Origin of the sequence: Pseudomonas sp. SED1 (genome assembly GCF_034044025.1) — a bacterium.
Lineage (GTDB): Bacteria > Pseudomonadota > Gammaproteobacteria > Pseudomonadales > Pseudomonadaceae > Aquipseudomonas.
In genome coordinates, this window is sequence record NZ_JAXCIS010000083.1 from 1 (window position 1) to 17,375 (window position 17,375).

Genomic DNA, 17,375 nt, shown 5'->3' on the forward strand with positions numbered 1-17,375 from the left:
CCTGGTTTAACGGGGCGCCTAAGATCAAGATCACAAGCAGATCAAGGGCACAGCGGCCTACAGGCCGGCTTGAGTGTTTTAGAGCAAAAGCCAAATCAAAAGCGGGCACGGTCCAAATGTGGGAGCGGGCTTGCTCGCGAAGATCGTTAACGATGACGCTGGCATCCTGATTCAACGCGGCGCTCTCAGGTTTTTCGCGAGCAAGCTCGCTCCTACAAAGACAGCCAACAAAAAAGGGGCGATCAATGATCGCCCCAAATACAACGAGAGGTCCTTTTCTAACACTACAAACTGATCTGCTGACGCTCCTCATCGGTCAACCGCGCCCGCGCCTGGTCACTCAATGGCCCGGCACCGAGCACCTGCACCGGGCTGTTGGGGTTGTAGCCCGAGGTCTTCTGCTGTTCCTGGGGCCCGCGCTGCACCGGCTCACTGCCAAAACTCAACACCTCCACCGTGACAATCGACGCCCGGCCCTGCTTGGCCGCCGCCTGCTGGCTGCGCGCCGCATCCTCCGCCGCCTGGGACGCCGCTGCGCCGGCCGCACTGGCGGAACTCATCGCCCCGGTATTCACCGCCGCCGACACCGGCACCCCGGATGACTTGCCCTGGGTCTGGATATTCGCCGCGTTCACCACCCGCAACGCGGCGATGTTGATGTTGCCTGAGACCCGAATCCCCGCCTCGCCCGCATCGATAGTGCCCAGCGGCGCGATCAGGTCGATGTCGCCCGCCGGCACTTCCGGAATCGGGTTCAACGTGGCAATCCCCGCCCCGGTACTCGGCACCGCCGGCGACAGGGTCACGTTGCCCCAGTTGTCATAGACACGCTTGGGCGGCGTGTACACCACGGTGGTCTTGGAACCGCGACCGGCGTTGATATCGCCCTCGCCAGACCAGCCCATGATCGAGCCGCCGAAGGTGGTCATGATGCGGCTTTGGCCCAGCAGAATGCTGCCCAGGGAATACAGCTGAATGTTGCCCGTGCCCTGGGTAATGACGCCCGCCGAAGCCGGTGGTGCCACGCCTTCGATACCGAAGGTCTGGCTACCGCCCGGGGTGAGCATCTGGATCGAGCCGCCAAAGTCGGTGTGTACACCCGCCCCGCCAAACAGGCGGATATCGCCCTGGTAGGTGATGGTGTTGCCGGCCACGTCCTTCTCCGGGAACAGTGCCGCAATCGCTGCCCGCCCCCGGGCATAACTGCCTTGCCGTACACCGCCACTCTCGTTGTACTCGCGCCCGCCCGCCTGCAGTTCAGCGAAGTACACCTCACGGGCAAACACGCGCTGCTGCTCGGCGGGCAATTGCATGAAGTACGCCAGGGCCTGCTCGCTGTCACCGGCAAAACCGAAGCGCTCGGTCAACCACGCCACCAATTCGTTTTCGTAGGTCTTCGCCACCTTGCGGCCCGATGCCGATAGCGGTTCACCCACGGCAATCAGGTTCGCCGGGTTGAGGTAAGCCGCCACAAAGCGCCGGTAATCCGCACCGTTGGCACCTGCACCGGCCTGCATCACGATGCTAGCGCCCGGACGCACGTCGCCGGCAATGATCGGGCCGAGACTGGTCACGCTGACCTGGTCGTCCATCACGATGTTGCGCCCGGCCGTGATCTCCAGTGCGCCAGGCCCTGCGATGTTGAAGCTGCTGTAGATAATGTCGCGCCCGGCGGAAACGATGGAGAGGTCGGTCTTGTTGTTGTGGACGAACAGGTTGCCCGTGGCGAGCACACCCAGATTGATCTCGCCGTTGTCGTTGGGGTTGGCACCGCTGCTGACGATATCGCGCCCGGCCATCATCCACACCGGCCGGCTGCCTTCGTACCAGGTCTCGCCGGCATGGGGCAGATTCGCGTTATTGAAACCAATGATCCGGCCGCTGCTGACGCCAACCAGATCCCCGGTCAGGGCGTAGAAACGTGACGGATCAGCGGTGTTGCTCAACGGTTCAGACGCTGTGCCCGGGCCGAAAGCGAACAACGACAGCCCCTGATTGCCGTAGGTGTTGTAGTTGCCGGTGCTGGACGTATTGCCGTAGTTCTGCGTGCCGAGGGTGGCAACAATGGCTGGATTCCAGGGGGTGGCCATGCTGCTCGGTGCCGCACCGGATTGGGTGACGGTAAAACCACCGGCGTAAATCGAGTCCTGCGCCAGGAACTGCAATTGCCCGTTTTGGCCGGGGGCCAGGAGCAGCGGATAGCGATAACCGGCGACATCATTGAGCGTGGCGGCCTTGCCGTAGTAAAGGCTGCCACTGGCCGCAGTCGCCCTGACGATCGATGGATAGACCACCGCCAAATCCGTGTTGGTCACAGCGCCGACAAACGGCGTCAGGTTGCCGCCTTCGGCGTACAGATCGATGGCGGTGTTGGGGGTCCACAACGTGAACCAACTGCTGGAGCCGCCATTCACCCCGTCACGGCTGAAGGCCGAGCGGTTGTACTGGCGCACACGCCCGGCATCTTCAACCGTCTGCAGCACCAGGTCGTCCAGGGTATGCAAGCTGAACGTGGAATCGCCTGCCACCAGGGTCAGCCCACCTTGTGGCGTACTGCGGTTAGAGCGCAGAGGCTCAACCGCCCTTACCTCGCCGGGCACCTGGTTAGTGGTGCTGTACTGCAAGTCGATACGCCCGATGCTGGCGGCCTGCACTTGCACATTGCCGCGAGTATTCACCAGCACGCCGTTACGGCTGTCGGGAACCTCCAGGGTAGCGACAGGGTTGAGCGCACCTCTGACGCGCACCCGCATGTCACCGCCACCGGTCAGTTGCAGGGTGCCGTCGCTGCTTACCCGGCCGGTGCTGCCGACTGCCAGCACCAGGCCCTGGGTCCGTTTGTTGGTGACGTCCCCCACGAAATTCGGGATTTTCAACGAGCCCGCATCGCCGCCCACGTTTACGTCCAGGTCGCCCCCACCCAAGGTACCAAAACCGGTGAAGCCAACCAGGTTGTCAGCGGCGATGTTGGTGTAGGTGCCAAAGTTGATCCACCACGCCGTAGGCTGGGCCTGCCCGCCGGTTGCCAGATTGCCGCTGCCCTGGCGCCACAGCCAGTTGCCGACATCGGCCGTATTGCTGCCGCCGTCATAAGGGTCTGGGCGCGAAGGGACTGAGAGACCACCGGCATCCAGCTGGCCGGTCAGGTTGCCACCGACGTTCAGCGTCAGGTTACCGCCCGCCTCCGGGTACCAGGCGCGGTACAGGCTCTGGCTGCCACCGTTGACGAACTGTTCGAAGTAGCTGTTGGGATCCTTGAGTACCGTGGTGGTGCCCGCCAGGGCTCGCGGTTGGTTGAAAGGGTCACCCGCCTCAGTGGTGGTGGACGAGGTGCCCGCCGTGTACACACCGTAGGTCGAGTTCACACTCAGGTTGCCTGCGCTCAGCAGTTCCAGGTCACCGGTGCCGGTACGCACCACGCTGAACAGCGAGTTTGATGGGGTCGGCGCGTATTCCTTGGCGCTCAGGGCCACACAGAACGACGGTGTATCCAGGCAAAATTGCGCCACTGTCTGGCCTGTCATCTCCAGCATCCAGGCGTCATCCATCGCCGTTCCGGCCTTAACAATAATGTTTTGCTCAGCCAGCGCTGTTTCAGCCTCCTGACTCCACGCAAACCCCGCTTTGGCCGAGCAATATTCCGGGCTACTGCTACAGAAATCGGCAACCGAACCCAGGCCAAATTGATCGAGGATCGCTTGATCCACCGGGTCGCCTTCCTTGACTTCCACGCCGTTATTGGCAAGGTCTTCGACCGCAAAAGCGGTCCACACCAGCACGCCTTTGGGCGGTACTTCCTTGGCGAACATGCCGTAGTGGCTGTCGGCCAAGCGCAGCGTGCCGCTGCTCGGGTCAGGCTGGAGCAGGCGACTGTCCGCAGCCTCGGTGTCAGCCCCCGCCACCAGACGCAATGACCAGGATTGCGAACCTTCGGCCAGCATCGGCGCAATGGCCCAGAGTTTCCCCTGGCGCCCGGCCACTTCAGGGCGCAACTCGATCGAACCCACCCCGCCCACCAGCTTGACGTCGGTGCCCACCGGAATCAGCGCGCCACGCGCCAGGGCAATGTCGCCATCAAGGGTGACGACATTCTGGCCACCGTCCAGCGCCCCGCTCAACCCCGGCAACGGCACGCCTTTGGGCCAGGTCATGGCGCGCAGTTGGGTGGCCTGGGTCAGCAAGCTACCGGCTTCCAGTTGCACGCCCGCTTGCAGGGCATAGGGTTGGTTCAACAGCGTACCGGCCGCCAACAGCACATTGCCTGAAGCATCGAGGACCGCTGCCGCGAGCACGGTGCCTGCGGGCAAGGTCAGGTCCTGGGCCAGCGTTGCCCGTGTGGGCAGGCGAGTGCCGGCGACGACGGTCATGCCTTTGATCGGCAAGTCGTAGTTCAGCACCGAGCCGCCCAGGTAGGTGGTGCCATCGGCCAAGACCACACCATTGCCTGGCACGATGATCTCGCCGCCGGCAAAGTCCCGGCCCGTTAACAACAGCCAGCCCTTGTCATTCATCGTTTCCGGTGGCGGCGAGAAGCCGTCGTTGATGCTGCCATAGATGTTCAGGTCGCCGCCGGCCCGCAAGGTCAGGCTGCCGGACTCGCCCGAGCCGTACACCGAGGTTTTCTGTGTGTTGGGGTTGAGGCTGGCGTAGCGATAACCGGAAAGGTCGACATCACCCTGCACCACCAGGTCGCCGTCCGGGGTCTTGCTGATGATCTCCACGCCCGGGCGCAGGTGGAAAGCGTCGGCGTAAGTGGCGTTGTTCAAACCCGCCAGCTTGTTGCTCAGCAGGTTGGTGTTTTGCAACGCGGCGTTGATAAAAGCCGTGCTCAACACGTGCTTGGCATCCAGATACGCCTGGTCGATGACCTGGTACGGCCTGCCGCTGGCGGTCGGGTCGGTCATCAGCGGCGCGTCGTCGTAAGTCACCATGCCGTTGAGGGTGATCGCACGCGCGCCTTTGATCGTCAGGTTGCCTCGTGCATCAATGGCGATGTCATTGTTGTCGATGCGCGGCGCATTCAATTCCAGGGTGCCGCGATTGCGTCCGTCATTGCCTGCCGCGCCCGCCGTGCCGTGACGCAGGTCGATGGTCGCGCCATCGGCCAGGGTCAGTTGTCCGCTGCCGGAACCCAGTACCACCATCGCCCGGTTCGGTGAGTCGATGATCTTGCCGTAGCTGTCGACCCGCACTTGGCTGCCGTGGGCATCCAGCACCGCGCTGCCGTCCAGGGTCAGGCCGTTTTTGCCGGCCAGGTTGATGCTGCCGACCCGCTCACCGCTGGCGTCCACCCGCCCGCTGACGCGCAGGCTGCCGTTGTCTACCGAGACGTTGATGGTGTTGGCCTTGAGGCCGTTGCCGATGGTCAGGTCGCCTTGCTTGAGCTGGAAACTGCGCCCGCCGAACACGGCGCCCTCGTTCAGGCGCTGGTTGAGTGCGGCAAATGGCTGATCCAGCGAGCCACTGGCGCCCAGGCGCTGGGCCTGGATTTCCACAACCCCGCCTTGATACGGCACATAGGTGCCACCGGCGTTGTAGTAACCGCTGCTGCCTCCCAGGATCTTGCCTTGCAGGTCGACCAACCCGCCCGCCGCATTCACCGCCACGGCGCGCAATTTGCCGCCCTGGTTGTACCTGGCCGAGAGGTCGATGGTCGAGCCCGCCGCTTGGCGGATATTGCCGTTGCGGCTGTCCAGCAGCACATCGCCGCCTGCGCCATATTTCGTGATGTCGTTAAACACCTCCGCACGACCGGCCACGTCGAGCAACGCTGCATCGGTCAACACCAGATCGTCAGTGGCTTGCAGCGTGACCTTGCCGCTGGGCAATACCACGGCGGTCGCCAAGCGGACGGTTTGCCCTTTGAACGACAGTTCGCCGCCGTAGCCGGTGACCGCACCACGGGTGTCGGCAGCCCCTGCGACATCAAGCGTGCCGCCAGCGGTAATGCGGTTCAGCGAACCGCCTTCACCGGTCATCAGCGGCGTCACGATGTTGAGGTTACCGCCGCTGTAGGCAAAACCGCTGACCGGGTCATACGCGCCCTGGCGTTGATACACCGACAGGCTGCCTTTGTGGTTGGCCGTGATCCGCTCGCTGGCATTCAGGTTGACGTTGGTAAAGCCCAGTACCAAGCGATCAAAGACCGTGTTGGTATCGCGCTGGGCAAACGCCCCATAACCGAACTCGATACGCTCGGCCTTGATATCCAGGCGCCCGCTGCCATGACCGGCGCCGTCAGCAATCACTGCGCCCGGTGCGCCTGTGGCGCCTTGCCAGATCAGGTTGGCGGTGTGAATGGTCGCTACATCATCGGCATTGCCCGCCCCATAGATCGCCGGCGTCGACAGCACCAGGTTGCTCAGCAACGACTTGCCGGTCACCGAATCGTAGGTATCAAGGGTGGTGGTGCCGTAGAAGTTGAACGCCTGGCCGGCCGACAGTTGCAGGGTTTCCAGCGCCGGAGCACCCGATTGGGTGTCACCGCGCAGCAAGCGTTCGAGCACTTGCTGGTTGAGGGTCAGGCCCGATGGCAGCACGTTGCGCGCGGCGGCATCGGCCAGCCCCGCCGCGCTGCCAACGTTGATATTGCTCAGGGCCAGCGCCAGGTGACGCGTGCCGTAGCGCACCTGGTCGTCCAACTGCAGCGCTGTATCGGTTGCAGCGACGAGACTGCCCTCGGAATAGAGCGTGGTCTGGCCCGAGCAATTGCCGCTCGGGCACACACCGATCTTGATACCGCCCGAAGGATTGGCACCGGTGTTTACGTAAGGCAGCACATTGAGCAGGCCATTGGACACGGCCAACATGCTCGGCACACCCTGGTAAACGAAACCGTCACGGGCGTCATAGATCGCCGCACCACGCCCCAGCGTACTGATCGACGCGCCCTGCTCGACCACGATGTCGCCGCGGCCCGATACCATGATCACTTCCGGTGCCGAGAGGGTTGCACCGCTGCGCAGGGTGACCCCATTGCCCGCGGCGTTGGCACCAAAGGGGAACTTGATGATATTGCCGTTACGCCCATATTCCACTTGGGGCAGGCCACCGATAACTAGGCGTTTGGCGCCCAGACTATTAAGGCTTTGGGCGGTGAGCGTGAGGCCCTCGTAGGCTGCCAATGGATTATTGGCATCAACGATCTGGGTGCTTCGGCTCTCGACCGTATCACCGCCCAGGTTGATCACCCCCACGGTGCCGCCGTAGCCACCTTTGGCGGCTTCAAAGTTGCCAATGCCCTGGAACGAGAACGTCTCTTTGCCCCCGCCGCCGTAAAACCCCAGCTTGAGGGTTTTGGCGTCCACTTCCAGCATCGGCCGTGGCACACCGAGCCTCGCGGCGTCGGCTATCGCGAACTGGGCGTAGCTGGTTTCGTTGTACTGCGAGTAGCGGCGCAAGGTGTCGGCCGAGGTCAGGATCACCTGGCTGTTGACGCTGTTGTGAATACCGGTGTTGATAATCGACAGTTGCCCGGCCATCGACCACGAACCGTTGCGCATCAGCGTGGTGCTGCCGTCACTGCCCTGGGCGGCGAGCCCGTTGATCTCAACCCGGAACGCCCCCGGCTTCAAGGCATAGGTGGACGGCATCAAGGTGTAAGTGCCTGCCGGCAGGCCCGGAACACCGGCCCCGATGCTGATCTGCTGGCCCACCAGCGGGGTACTGCCGCCGGCTTCGCCGGTGGCGGGCGCATAGCCGGATTGAATCCCCGGCACGATGGCATAGACCGGGTTTGTACTCAGCCCCGGCAAGGTGAAACCGCCATTGGCCCCGAACTGCACCAGCGGGTTGAAACGCGCATCGGTAGAACCGCCGCGCCCGGAAATAAAGCCGGCCCCCAGCAATTCGCCGCCACCGGACAGGTCCAGCGTGGCGTCGGGCAATACGTCCACCGACTTGCCCCCCAGAATCACCCCGACCGACAGTTCTCCACCGTTGGTAGCGCCGATCCCGCCCTGCCCGGTGAAGACCACGGTCTTGCCGTTATAGCGATAAACCTGGCCATCCACGGTGCCGCCATACGGCAGGACCAGGCCCTTGGCGCTGACCGAAGTCAGGCTGCCGGGCAGCAGTTCGACCTTGGTGCTGCCCAGGTTGCCGAGTTCGATCAACCCCAGCGGCGCACGCAATACACCGCCCTGCCTGATGGTGGCAGCGCCCAGTTGCAGGCGCCCGAATACCGAGTCCGGGGCAACGCCGTTGTCATCGCCGACCTTCTCGATCGTCAGGGTGCGAGTCGGGTCGAAGATCAGTTGATTGCCGTTGTTGCCGAGGCTGCCTACCAGCACTTGGGCCTTGATCTCGGAGCCCGGGTAGATACGCGCGGCGCGCAGAGTCATGTCGCCTGCTGAACTCAGGACGGTGCTGAAACCACTGGGTGTATTGCCGCCATCGCGCCCGGCGAGAAAACGCAGGTCGCCGCTGCTGTTGAGCCGAACCTGATCGAAGCCCTGATCGGCACCAAAGGTGAAGCGGTCGCGGATGTCCAGCAAGTCGCTGTCGACGGTCAACAAGCCCTGGCTGCGAAACGTCGGCGAAGTATCGCCGATGTTCGCCCGGGTCCACGCTTCCATCCCGGACCTGTCCGGCTCAAGCAAGCCGCTGAGGAGCACGTGCGGCGCACTGAGATTAATCTGCGAGGTCGGGTTTGCGTCGCGGGTCAGGCCAATACCGCCGGAATACAGCTGCAGGCTTTGCCCCATGTGCAGCGAGGCAGCGCCGTCGAGATTCAACGCCCCTCGCACCAGCAGTGTCAGGTTGTCAAAACCACCGGCCTGGATCTGGTCGATGCCGAGTGCGCCGTGACCGTAGATCAACGAGTCTGCCGCCGCTTCTGCCGTGTCGGGCAAGGCGCTGGCTTGATGCTGCTGGTTGATCACCAGTTCACGTAACAGCAGCACACGGTCTTTGACGTGCTGCTTCAAGTAAAACGGCGACTCGAGTGCCAGCGCCAGACGCCCGCCCGCCGCGCCGGCGCCACCGGCATTGGCCACGAAGCTGCCGTCCAGGTACAGGCCGTTGTTGGACGCGAACGCAAGAGTGCCGCCGTTGCTGGCCACCCGCGTGCGGCCCTGCCCCGGAACATCGAGCAGCGCCTGGCTGCCAGAGGCGTCCAGGCGTGCACCTTCGCGCACCACCACAAACAGGTCGCTGGCCTTGGCGATGCCGGTGGCCGGATCGATATCGCCACCGACGGTAATCTTGCCGCCATCGCGTACCTGGCCATACACGCCGCCACGATTGTCGACAGCGGTTACAGCCCGCGAGGCCACGTCAATAAACGCCTGTTCGCCGATCCAGATCGAACGGCCATGGCCGTTGCCCTCGACTTGTGAGGACTCAGTGTTGCTCAAGCCCGCGAGGCTCACAGTGCCGCCCCAGGCATTGAGCGTGCCGTCGACGGTCAATTGGCCGATGCTGCGCAGGTTGATCGCCTGGCCGGGGTCCACATTAATCACCGCGCCTTTGCCGACGTTCAGGGCGGTGGTCGCGGCCAGCGCGCCTGAAGCATTCGTCGTACCGGCGCTGAGGTTCAGGCTCGCGCCACGGCGTTGAGTCAACACGCCTTTGACGGCGTCCTGCTGATACAGCTCGGGTGTCCAGCGTTCCAGCGCCGTGGTCGGGTCGCTGCCGCTTGGGGTGGACAGCGCCTGTTCGCCCAATCGGTAGACCGGCATGGACACATCGACCCGGGTGCCGTCAGTGACCAGCAGCCCTTCGTTGCCGGTAATGTCGTAAGCCGAGAAGCCCTTGTTGAAGAAGTCCCTTGCCAGGTGCAGGGTGTCGTCGCCCGGCGAACTCGCGTTGTCACCGATCTGCACCTTGCGCGCCTGTATGGCCAGCGTGCCGCCGCCGTTGACGCCGTAACCGCGAATCTCACTGCCCAGCTCAAGGGCGTTCAAGGCCGTCAGGGTCGCGCTGCCGCCCTTGCCGCCGGTGACCTTGCCGTCCAGGCCGATAGTGGCCCCGGAGGACACGTCCACCCCACTGCCCGCCAACTGCAGGTCGCCGGTGCTGCGCAGCGAGACCTTGCCGCCATTCAGATACGCCGCGCTGGCGTTGTTGACGCCGTCCTGCGCCAGGTTGCTCCAGCGCCCGGAAGCGTCCAGCTTGACCCCTTCGGCCACATTGACCCAGGCCTGATTGCCCGCCGTTGGCAGCAGGTACACATCGCCCACGGCCATGCCGCGATCCCTGTCGGGCTGGTTAAGCAGGTTGCCCGCATTGATGCTGCCACCGTTCGCCGTCAGATTGGCGCTGACCGTCACCCGCGGTGCAAACAGGGTGATGTCGCCGCCATCGGCCACTTTAAGCGCGCCGTTGACGTTGACCTGTTGTGTGGCGGCGACTTTGATCGCGCCCAGTTCGAAGCCGTTGAGTTGATCACTGTCAAGAATCACCTTGCCCTGGCGGTCAGCGGGCAAGGCCGTGCCCAGGTCCAGGCCATCGGCGATCTTTTGCGCGCCGGGCTCGAACAGAATCTCGCCGGTCACCGGGTTCAGGCTGTAGCGCAAGGTGCCGGTACTTTTATTGAACACTGGCGTGTAGCTGCCGATGATCAGTTGCGCGCGCTGGGCAGCTGCCTTCTGCGACTGCTGATAGCCGTCGATGTTGATAATCGGGGTATTGATCTGGCGATCGCCCTGGAACACGTCGCTGATCAAGCGGCCTTCAAGCACCGCACTGGTGGTGCCGATCACCAGCTTGCCCGCATCGCGGCCTACGGTGTAACCCGCCTCGTAGCGTTGTTGCGCGGCAATCAGCGGGTTGTAGTAATGGTCGGTACGGCCCCAGCGGGCGCTGGTGTCTTCAAAGCCTTTGTAGAAACCCGAGTAGAGAATGTCCCCCGGGGCCTTGGACAGTTCATACAGGCGGCCATCAGGGCCCTTGAGCCAGCTTTGCCGGATGTAGCCATCCTGCACGTCAATCGTGCCGCCAGAAAGGTTGAACCGGGCGCCCTGCTCGGTCACCACCTCCTTGCCGGTAAACGTCAGCGTACCGCCCTGGGCCATCCATTCGCTGACGCTATGCCCTTGGGTGCCGAGGTAACCGCCGACTTCCAGCAGGCCACCAGCGGTGTACCAACGATCGGTGGCGTAACCGTTGGTACCCGCCGGCACAAACACCAGTTCACGCAGGTCAACCCACACATCGTTGTTGATCAACTGCCCGCCTTCACGGTTGACCGGCGCATCGCGCTGCTCGTTACCCTGGACGTTGATCTTGATGTTGTTGGATTCCATCGACACCTTGACGCCCACCGCGCCGGACACATCGATCATCGCCCCGTCACGTACCAGGCTGCGCTGGCCGGCCGTGACCGCGACCTGGCCGCCGGTGGCCAGGGTGATCGAGCCGTCCTTGAACTCCACGCTGGCGCCGCTGACGATCTCGACCCGGGACTGGTCGATACGGTCACTGACCGTGCTCAGGTTATTGAACCGCCCGGTGGCCATATTGACCGGGTCAGGGCGACCGTCGAGGTTGATCAGGCCGTTGTCGCGCTGGCTGTTAAGCGCGGTGTTGCCGGTGTTGTCGAGAAGGATGGCCGTGGTGCTGCCCTGCCCCAGGGTCACGCTGCCCGTGGTATCGGTGACCGAGTTCAGCAGGTGGACGGTGCCTCGGGTGTCCACCGAAGTGCTGGCCAGGGCCACACCGTTTTGCTGCACCTGGTGCCCCGTCAAGGTGATATCACCCGTGGAGGCCAATATCAGCCCATTGTTGCTCACCTTGCCCGCACTGCTGCCCGGTTTGAGGCTGGTGGCCACTTCGTTGCCGCGGGTGGTGGAACCCTGGTTACCCGAGGTCCCTACGCCACGGCGAATGTAAAAGCTGTCACCGGCGGCCAGGGTGGTCTGGCCCTTGGCGGTGATGATGGTGCCGGCGTTCTCGACCTCGGAACCCAACAGCAAGGCGTAGCCGCCGGAGTCGGTGGACAGCGTCGGGGTGTGGGTCTGGATCAGCGCGCCACGCTGCACTTCAACCTTGCCGGCGGCATCGGTAAAGGTCGGCTGCGAGCCGTTGATGTCGACGTAGATCCCGCGCTGGGTGAACTGCTCATCGGTGATGTTGGCGGCGGCGGCCACCAGGTTGCGCACGTTGACCTGGCTGGTGCCGCTGAAGACCACGCCGTTACGGTTCATGATCATCACCGTACCGGCGCCGGTGATCTGGCCCTGGATCTCGCTGGGGCGTACGTTGGGATCGTTGACCCGGTTGAGCAAGGCCCAGTTGGACTGCTGCTGGAAATCCACAGTGGTGTTGCGCCCGACGTTGAACGTCTCCCAGTTGAGGATCGCCTTGTCAGCGGTCTGCTCGATGCTCACCGTGGTCTTGCCGCCGGACTGGCTTTGGGTCGGGCCTTTGGCATTGACCCAGCCTTGGGTCAGGCTGTTGTCGACCTGCAGGCCACCTTTACCGAGGCCATCGGGAATCGTCGAGACCTGGCCAAGCGCGGCCTGCCGACCTGCCGCCTGGGCGGCCTGCTGGGCTGCAATCGCCGCCACGCTGTTGTTCAAGGTGCTGATGGAGCGCGCCAACTGCTGGTTGACCTTCGCCTGTTGATTCAACGCCGGAATCCCCGGCACCTGCCCGGCGCCCAGGCGTGCCGCGGTGGCGGCCTGGGAGGCGCCCTTGTCGGCAAACCAGCCGGAACTGAACGCCGCCGAAGCGGCATGGGCGTTGCCCGCCACCATCAACAAGGCAATGGCCTGGGCCAGCGGCTTGAGGCGCAGAACTGTCTGGGCACGTGGCGCCCGGGCATTCAGGTGAACCGGAGGTGTGCAGCGGACCATCAGCAATCTTCCTTATTTGTAATCGCCCGGGGGCAAGACACGCTCATGTATGAGGGTTAGGCGGTTGGCGAGGGGCGCGACTGAACTTCTGTCATCGAAAGTTCACATGAGGCTGTTAACGCAAAAAAATCAGCAACGGCACGGGCCGTTGCTGATCGGTGTTGCGGGGTGGTTGAACGCTTGGCTTACAGCGGACGACCAATGGCGTTGCAGATGTTGGCGTTGCCGATGCTCAGGTTGCTGCTGGCGGTGAGGAATGTGTCGTTGATCGCGGTTTTCCAGGTGGTTGGCAGTGGCACGAAGCGGTTGTTGCGAATGGCCGCATCGTTGCTGCTGAACGCGCTGGTGTTGTAGTGACGGGTGAAGAATGTACGGACCTGGGAGGTCTGGTTAGCGTCGGCGTAGCACTGGCTGAACACCACGTTGGTGAAGCCCAGGATTGGGTAACCAGTGCTTGGGTAGGCAACTACGCTTGGGTCGGTAGCGCTGGTGGTAGCCGCAAACACAGGGACCCAGTTGTTTGGCAGGGTACGGTTGGCGATGGCAGGTACCGCCACAGCACCGATGGCCGCCGACACGTTGGCTGGAGCAGGCGAAACACCGGCAACGGTGGCAACCTTGGTGGCGTCATCCAGACCGGCCAAGGTAGCTGCTGCGTAATCCGGGCTCATGTAAGTGACGCGACCTTCAGCGGCATTCAGCGTGCTCATGACACCAGCGCTGGTGTCAGTGAAGAAACCACCGGCCGGGTTGGCTTGTTGCAACGGGTTGAGGGCGCCCGCCGGCAAGCCGCCGGAGAAGCTGCTGCCGAAGGCCTGGGTCACGGCGAAGGTGCCGCCTTCCAGGGCCGGGCTGCACTTGGCGTTCAGGAAGCGCGTGAACAGTTCGGTGGTGCCGCTGTTCTCTTTGCGGTAGATAACGGTGATCGGGCCGGTGCGGCCGGAATTGGGAATCAGGTCCCAGGTGGTCAAGCGACCCGAGAACACACCGCACAGGTCATTGACGCTGAGGTTGACTTTCGTACCGGCTGTACCGGTTTTGTTGAACGGAATGGCAACCGAAGTGGCCACCGAAGGCACCTGAATCAGCGGGCCCCAGGCAGCGCCATGGGCAGACACATAGTTGCTCAGCTCGGTTGAGGACAGCTTGGAATCGCTACCTGCCCAGTGCACGTTCTTGCCGGTGACGGTGGCGTCCAGCTTGCTGTAGTCGTTGTTCAGAAAGGCAGCCTTGCCGTTGCCGCTGCCCACACCGATGTACGGGGCGAAACCGGCAGTCAATACGCCGGAGGTCTGGTACAGCGGTTGCGGCAAGGTGGCGCCGCCGCCGTTGACGTCAGCCATAGCCGCCTGGGCCGAGCACAGTGCAGCGAGGGTCATGGATACCGCGAGAACGTTGCGCTTAAACATGAAGAAGCTCCTTTCGTCGTGTTTGTACGTTGGGGTAGATGACGCTATGGCTTCGGTCCCGTGCCGTGGTTCGGGGGTAGCGAGGGGTGAGGCCATGGGTATGAAATTTCGCAGCATCCGATGACAGCAAAAGGAAAAAACCTCGGGAGGAACGGCTTGATTTTTAAAAAGATTCTCGGGTGTTTTGGTCATGCTTCTGGACGGTTTGGCGGTGAGGTGACAGCGGGATTTCAGCGCGGATTTCGAGTACCGGGCTGGAGGCGTTACGGGCCGTGTGGCGGGGTTGGGCAGATGACAGAATGAGGAACCCGAGGCTGGGACCCGCGTGTCAGGCGCAAGAACATAGTGTTGAAGAAATGCGGTTCAAATGTGGGAGCGAGCTTGCTCGCGAAAGCGGTGTGTCAGTCAACACATGTGCCGACTGATCCACCGCTTTCGCGAGCAAGCCCGCTCCCACATTTTTTGACCGCGTTTCGTCAGCAGTCAGGTCACCAGTTGGTTGATTTCGATAATGGGCAGCAGGACGGCCATGACGATGACCAACACAACGGCGCCCATCACCACGATCATCAACGGCTCAAGCAACGCCGTCATGCCCATCGCCCGACGCTCGATATCCCGGGACAATGTTTGCGCCGCACGCTCGAGCATCGGCGGCAGCGAGCCGGTTTTTTCGCCGCTGGCGATCAGGTGGATCAGCACCGGCGGAAAGACCTTTTCCACCGCCAAGGCGGGAGCCAGGTTGACGCCCTCGCGAACCTTGGCGGTGGCGTCTGTGACGCACTGGCTCAGGCGGTCGTTGGACAGCGTCTGACGCGCTGCTTCCAGCGCCCGCAACAACGGCACACCCGCCCCGCCGAGAATGGCCAGGGTCGAGGCAAACCGTGCGGTATTGAGCCCCAGCACAAAACGCCCGATCAGCGGCAAGCGCAGCACCCGGCTGTGCCAGTTCAGACGCGCCACGGGATTGCGCAGGTACAGGCGCCAGCTCCAGAAACAACCCACGATCCCGGCAAAACACAGCCAGCCCCAGGCGCGGATAAAGTCACTGGCGTTGAGCATCGCCAGGGTCAGCCCTGGCAGGTCCTGGCGGGCCTGGGAAAACGCGCTGACCACCTGCGGTACCACGTAACTGAGCAGGAAAATCACGATGCCGATGGACACCAGCCCCACCACGCCCGGGTAGATAAACGCCGTGAGGATCTTGCCCCGCAGGTTGTTGCGTTCCTCGATGTAATCGGCCAGGCGCTCCATCACTTGCGCCAGGTCGCCGGACTCCTCCCCCGCCGCGATCAGCGCCCGGTAGATCGAGGGAAAATCCCGGGGCCGCGCGGCCAATGCATCGGCCAGGCGCATGCCGCTGCGCACATCGGCGCGCACCGCACTCAAGGTCTGGGCGATGTGTTTTTTCTCGGCTTGCTCCACCGTGGCACTCAACGCCGCCTCCAGTGGCAAGCTCGCACCGAGCAGGCTCGCCAGCTGCCGCGTGGCCCAGGCCAGGTCGTTGTCCGAGAGCTTGGCACCGAACCGGCTGCTGCCGCCGGCTTGCGGGTTGTTGCTCTCGATCTGCACCCGCAAGGCCGTCAGGCCACGGCTGCGCAGGTGGGCAAAGGCGCCGCTCTGGCTGTCGGCCTCAAGGTGCCCGGACTCCAGTTTGCCGGTAGCGTCGGCGGCTTCGTAGCGGTATCGGTTCATCAGGCGTCCCGTGTTACGCGCAGGATTTCTTCGGGGGCGGTGGCGCCGCTGCGCACCCAGCGTTCGCCGTCTTCGCGCATGCTGAACATGCCGGCGCGGCGTGCGGCGGCTCTCAGGTCTTGTTCGCCGGCGCCCTGGTGAATCAGGCCACGCAGTTCGTCGTCGATGCAGAACAATTCATGGATGCCGGTACGTCCGCTGTAGCCGGTCTGGTTGCACTGCGCACACCCGACCGGTCGCCAGGTGCCGGGTGCGGCCAGGTCTTCCTGCTTGCAGTGCGGGCACAGCCGGCGCACCAGGCGCTGGGCCAATACGCCGAGCAGGGATGAGGCCAGCAGGAACGGTTCGACGCCCATGTCGATCAGGCGGTTGACCGCCGAGACGGCATCGTTGGTGTGCAGTGTGGCGAGTACCAGGTGGCCGGTGAGCGAGGCCTGGACGGCGATTTGCGCGGTCTCCAGGTCGCGGATTTCGCCGATCATGATGATGTCCGGGTCCTGGCGCAGGATCGCCCGCAGGGCCAGGGCGAAGGTCATGTCGATCTTGGCGTTGACTTGGATCTGGCTGATGCCCGGCAGGTCGTATTCCACCGGGTCTTCGACGGTCAGGATATTGCTGGTGCTCGCGTCCAGCCTTGCCAGGGCGGCGTAGAGGCTGGTGGTCTTGCCGCTGCCGGTGGGGCCGGTGACCAGCACGATGCCGTGGGGTTGGCGGATCAGGCTGTCGAGTTTGCCGAGCACGGCGGGGTCCATGCCGAGGGTTTCCAGCTGCAGGCGGCCGGCTTGTTTGTCCAGCAGGCGCATCACCACGCGTTCGCCATGGCCGGTGGGCACGGTGGAGACGCGGATGTCGATGGGGCGACCGGCGACGCGCAGGGCGATGCGGCCGTCCTGGGGCAGGCGTTTTTCGGCGATGTCGAGTTGGGCCATGATCTTGATGCGTGAGACCAGAGCGCCGTGCAGGGCTTTGCGCGGGGACACGACATCGCGCAGGGTGCCGTCGACGCGGTAGCGCACCACGGAGTGGGTTTCGTAGGGTTCGATGTGGATGTCGCTGGCTTCGTCGCGGGCGGCCTGGGTGAGCAAGGCATTGATCATGCGGATCACCGGGGCGCCGTCCTGGGTGTCGAGCAGGTCGGTGATTTCGGGGATGTCTTGCATGAGGCGGTCGAGGTCGACTTCGTTTTCGGCGGCGCCCACCACGGCGGCGGCGCTGCCGGTGTCGGCGTAGGCGCTGGCCAGGAGGCCGTCGAGTTCGTCGTCGCGCACCTGGATGAGGTGGGTTTGGCCGAACTGGCGGTGGACTTCGCTGATGGACCAGCCGGGGGTTGAGGGGCAGATGGTCAGCGTCGGGCCCTGGGTTCCCGGGTGGAGGAGGATGCGTTGGGATTTGGCCCAGGCGTAAGGCAGGAGGCTCATGCTTTTTGGCTTCTTTTGGCTGTGTACATATCCATTCCTTCGGTAACGGCTTCGAT

Annotated in this window: 4 protein-coding genes; all 4 read right to left on the reverse strand. The window is 63.6% G+C overall.

What is annotated here, in order from left to right; all coding sequences use genetic code 11:
• Nucleotides 1-284: 284 nt before the first annotated feature.
• Complete coding sequence (locus SNL23_RS11555; RefSeq protein WP_318302303.1) at nucleotides 285-12,797, reverse strand: filamentous haemagglutinin family protein; 12,513 nt, start codon at nucleotides 12,795-12,797, stop codon at nucleotides 285-287.
• Between the two features lie 185 nt (nucleotides 12,798-12,982).
• Nucleotides 12,983-14,206: a substrate-binding domain-containing protein gene (locus SNL23_RS11560; RefSeq protein ID WP_167663930.1), complete on the reverse strand. Its 1,224-nt coding sequence runs from the start codon at nucleotides 14,204-14,206 to the stop codon at nucleotides 12,983-12,985.
• 483 nt (nucleotides 14,207-14,689) lie between these two features.
• Complete coding sequence (gene gspF, locus SNL23_RS11565) at nucleotides 14,690-15,901, reverse strand: type II secretion system inner membrane protein GspF (RefSeq protein WP_318302304.1); 1,212 nt, start codon at nucleotides 15,899-15,901, stop codon at nucleotides 14,690-14,692.
• Nucleotides 15,901-17,319 (reverse strand): type II secretion system ATPase GspE, encoded by a 1,419-nt coding sequence (gspE, locus tag SNL23_RS11570; protein WP_167663932.1) that lies wholly within the window; start codon nucleotides 17,317-17,319, stop codon nucleotides 15,901-15,903. The genes gspF and gspE overlap by 1 nt, the downstream gene beginning before the upstream one ends.
• Nucleotides 17,320-17,375: the final 56 nt, after the last annotated feature.

Coding starts and splice junctions, on each gene's coding strand:
- SNL23_RS11555 (WP_318302303.1), bottom strand. CDS start 12,797: ATGGTCCGCTGCACACCTCCGGTTCACCTGAATGCCCGGGCGCCACGT.
- SNL23_RS11560 (WP_167663930.1), bottom strand. CDS start 14,206: ATGTTTAAGCGCAACGTTCTCGCGGTATCCATGACCCTCGCTGCACTG.
- gspF (WP_318302304.1), bottom strand. CDS start 15,901: ATGAACCGATACCGCTACGAAGCCGCCGACGCTACCGGCAAACTGGAG.
- gspE (WP_167663932.1), bottom strand. CDS start 17,319: ATGAGCCTCCTGCCTTACGCCTGGGCCAAATCCCAACGCATCCTCCTC.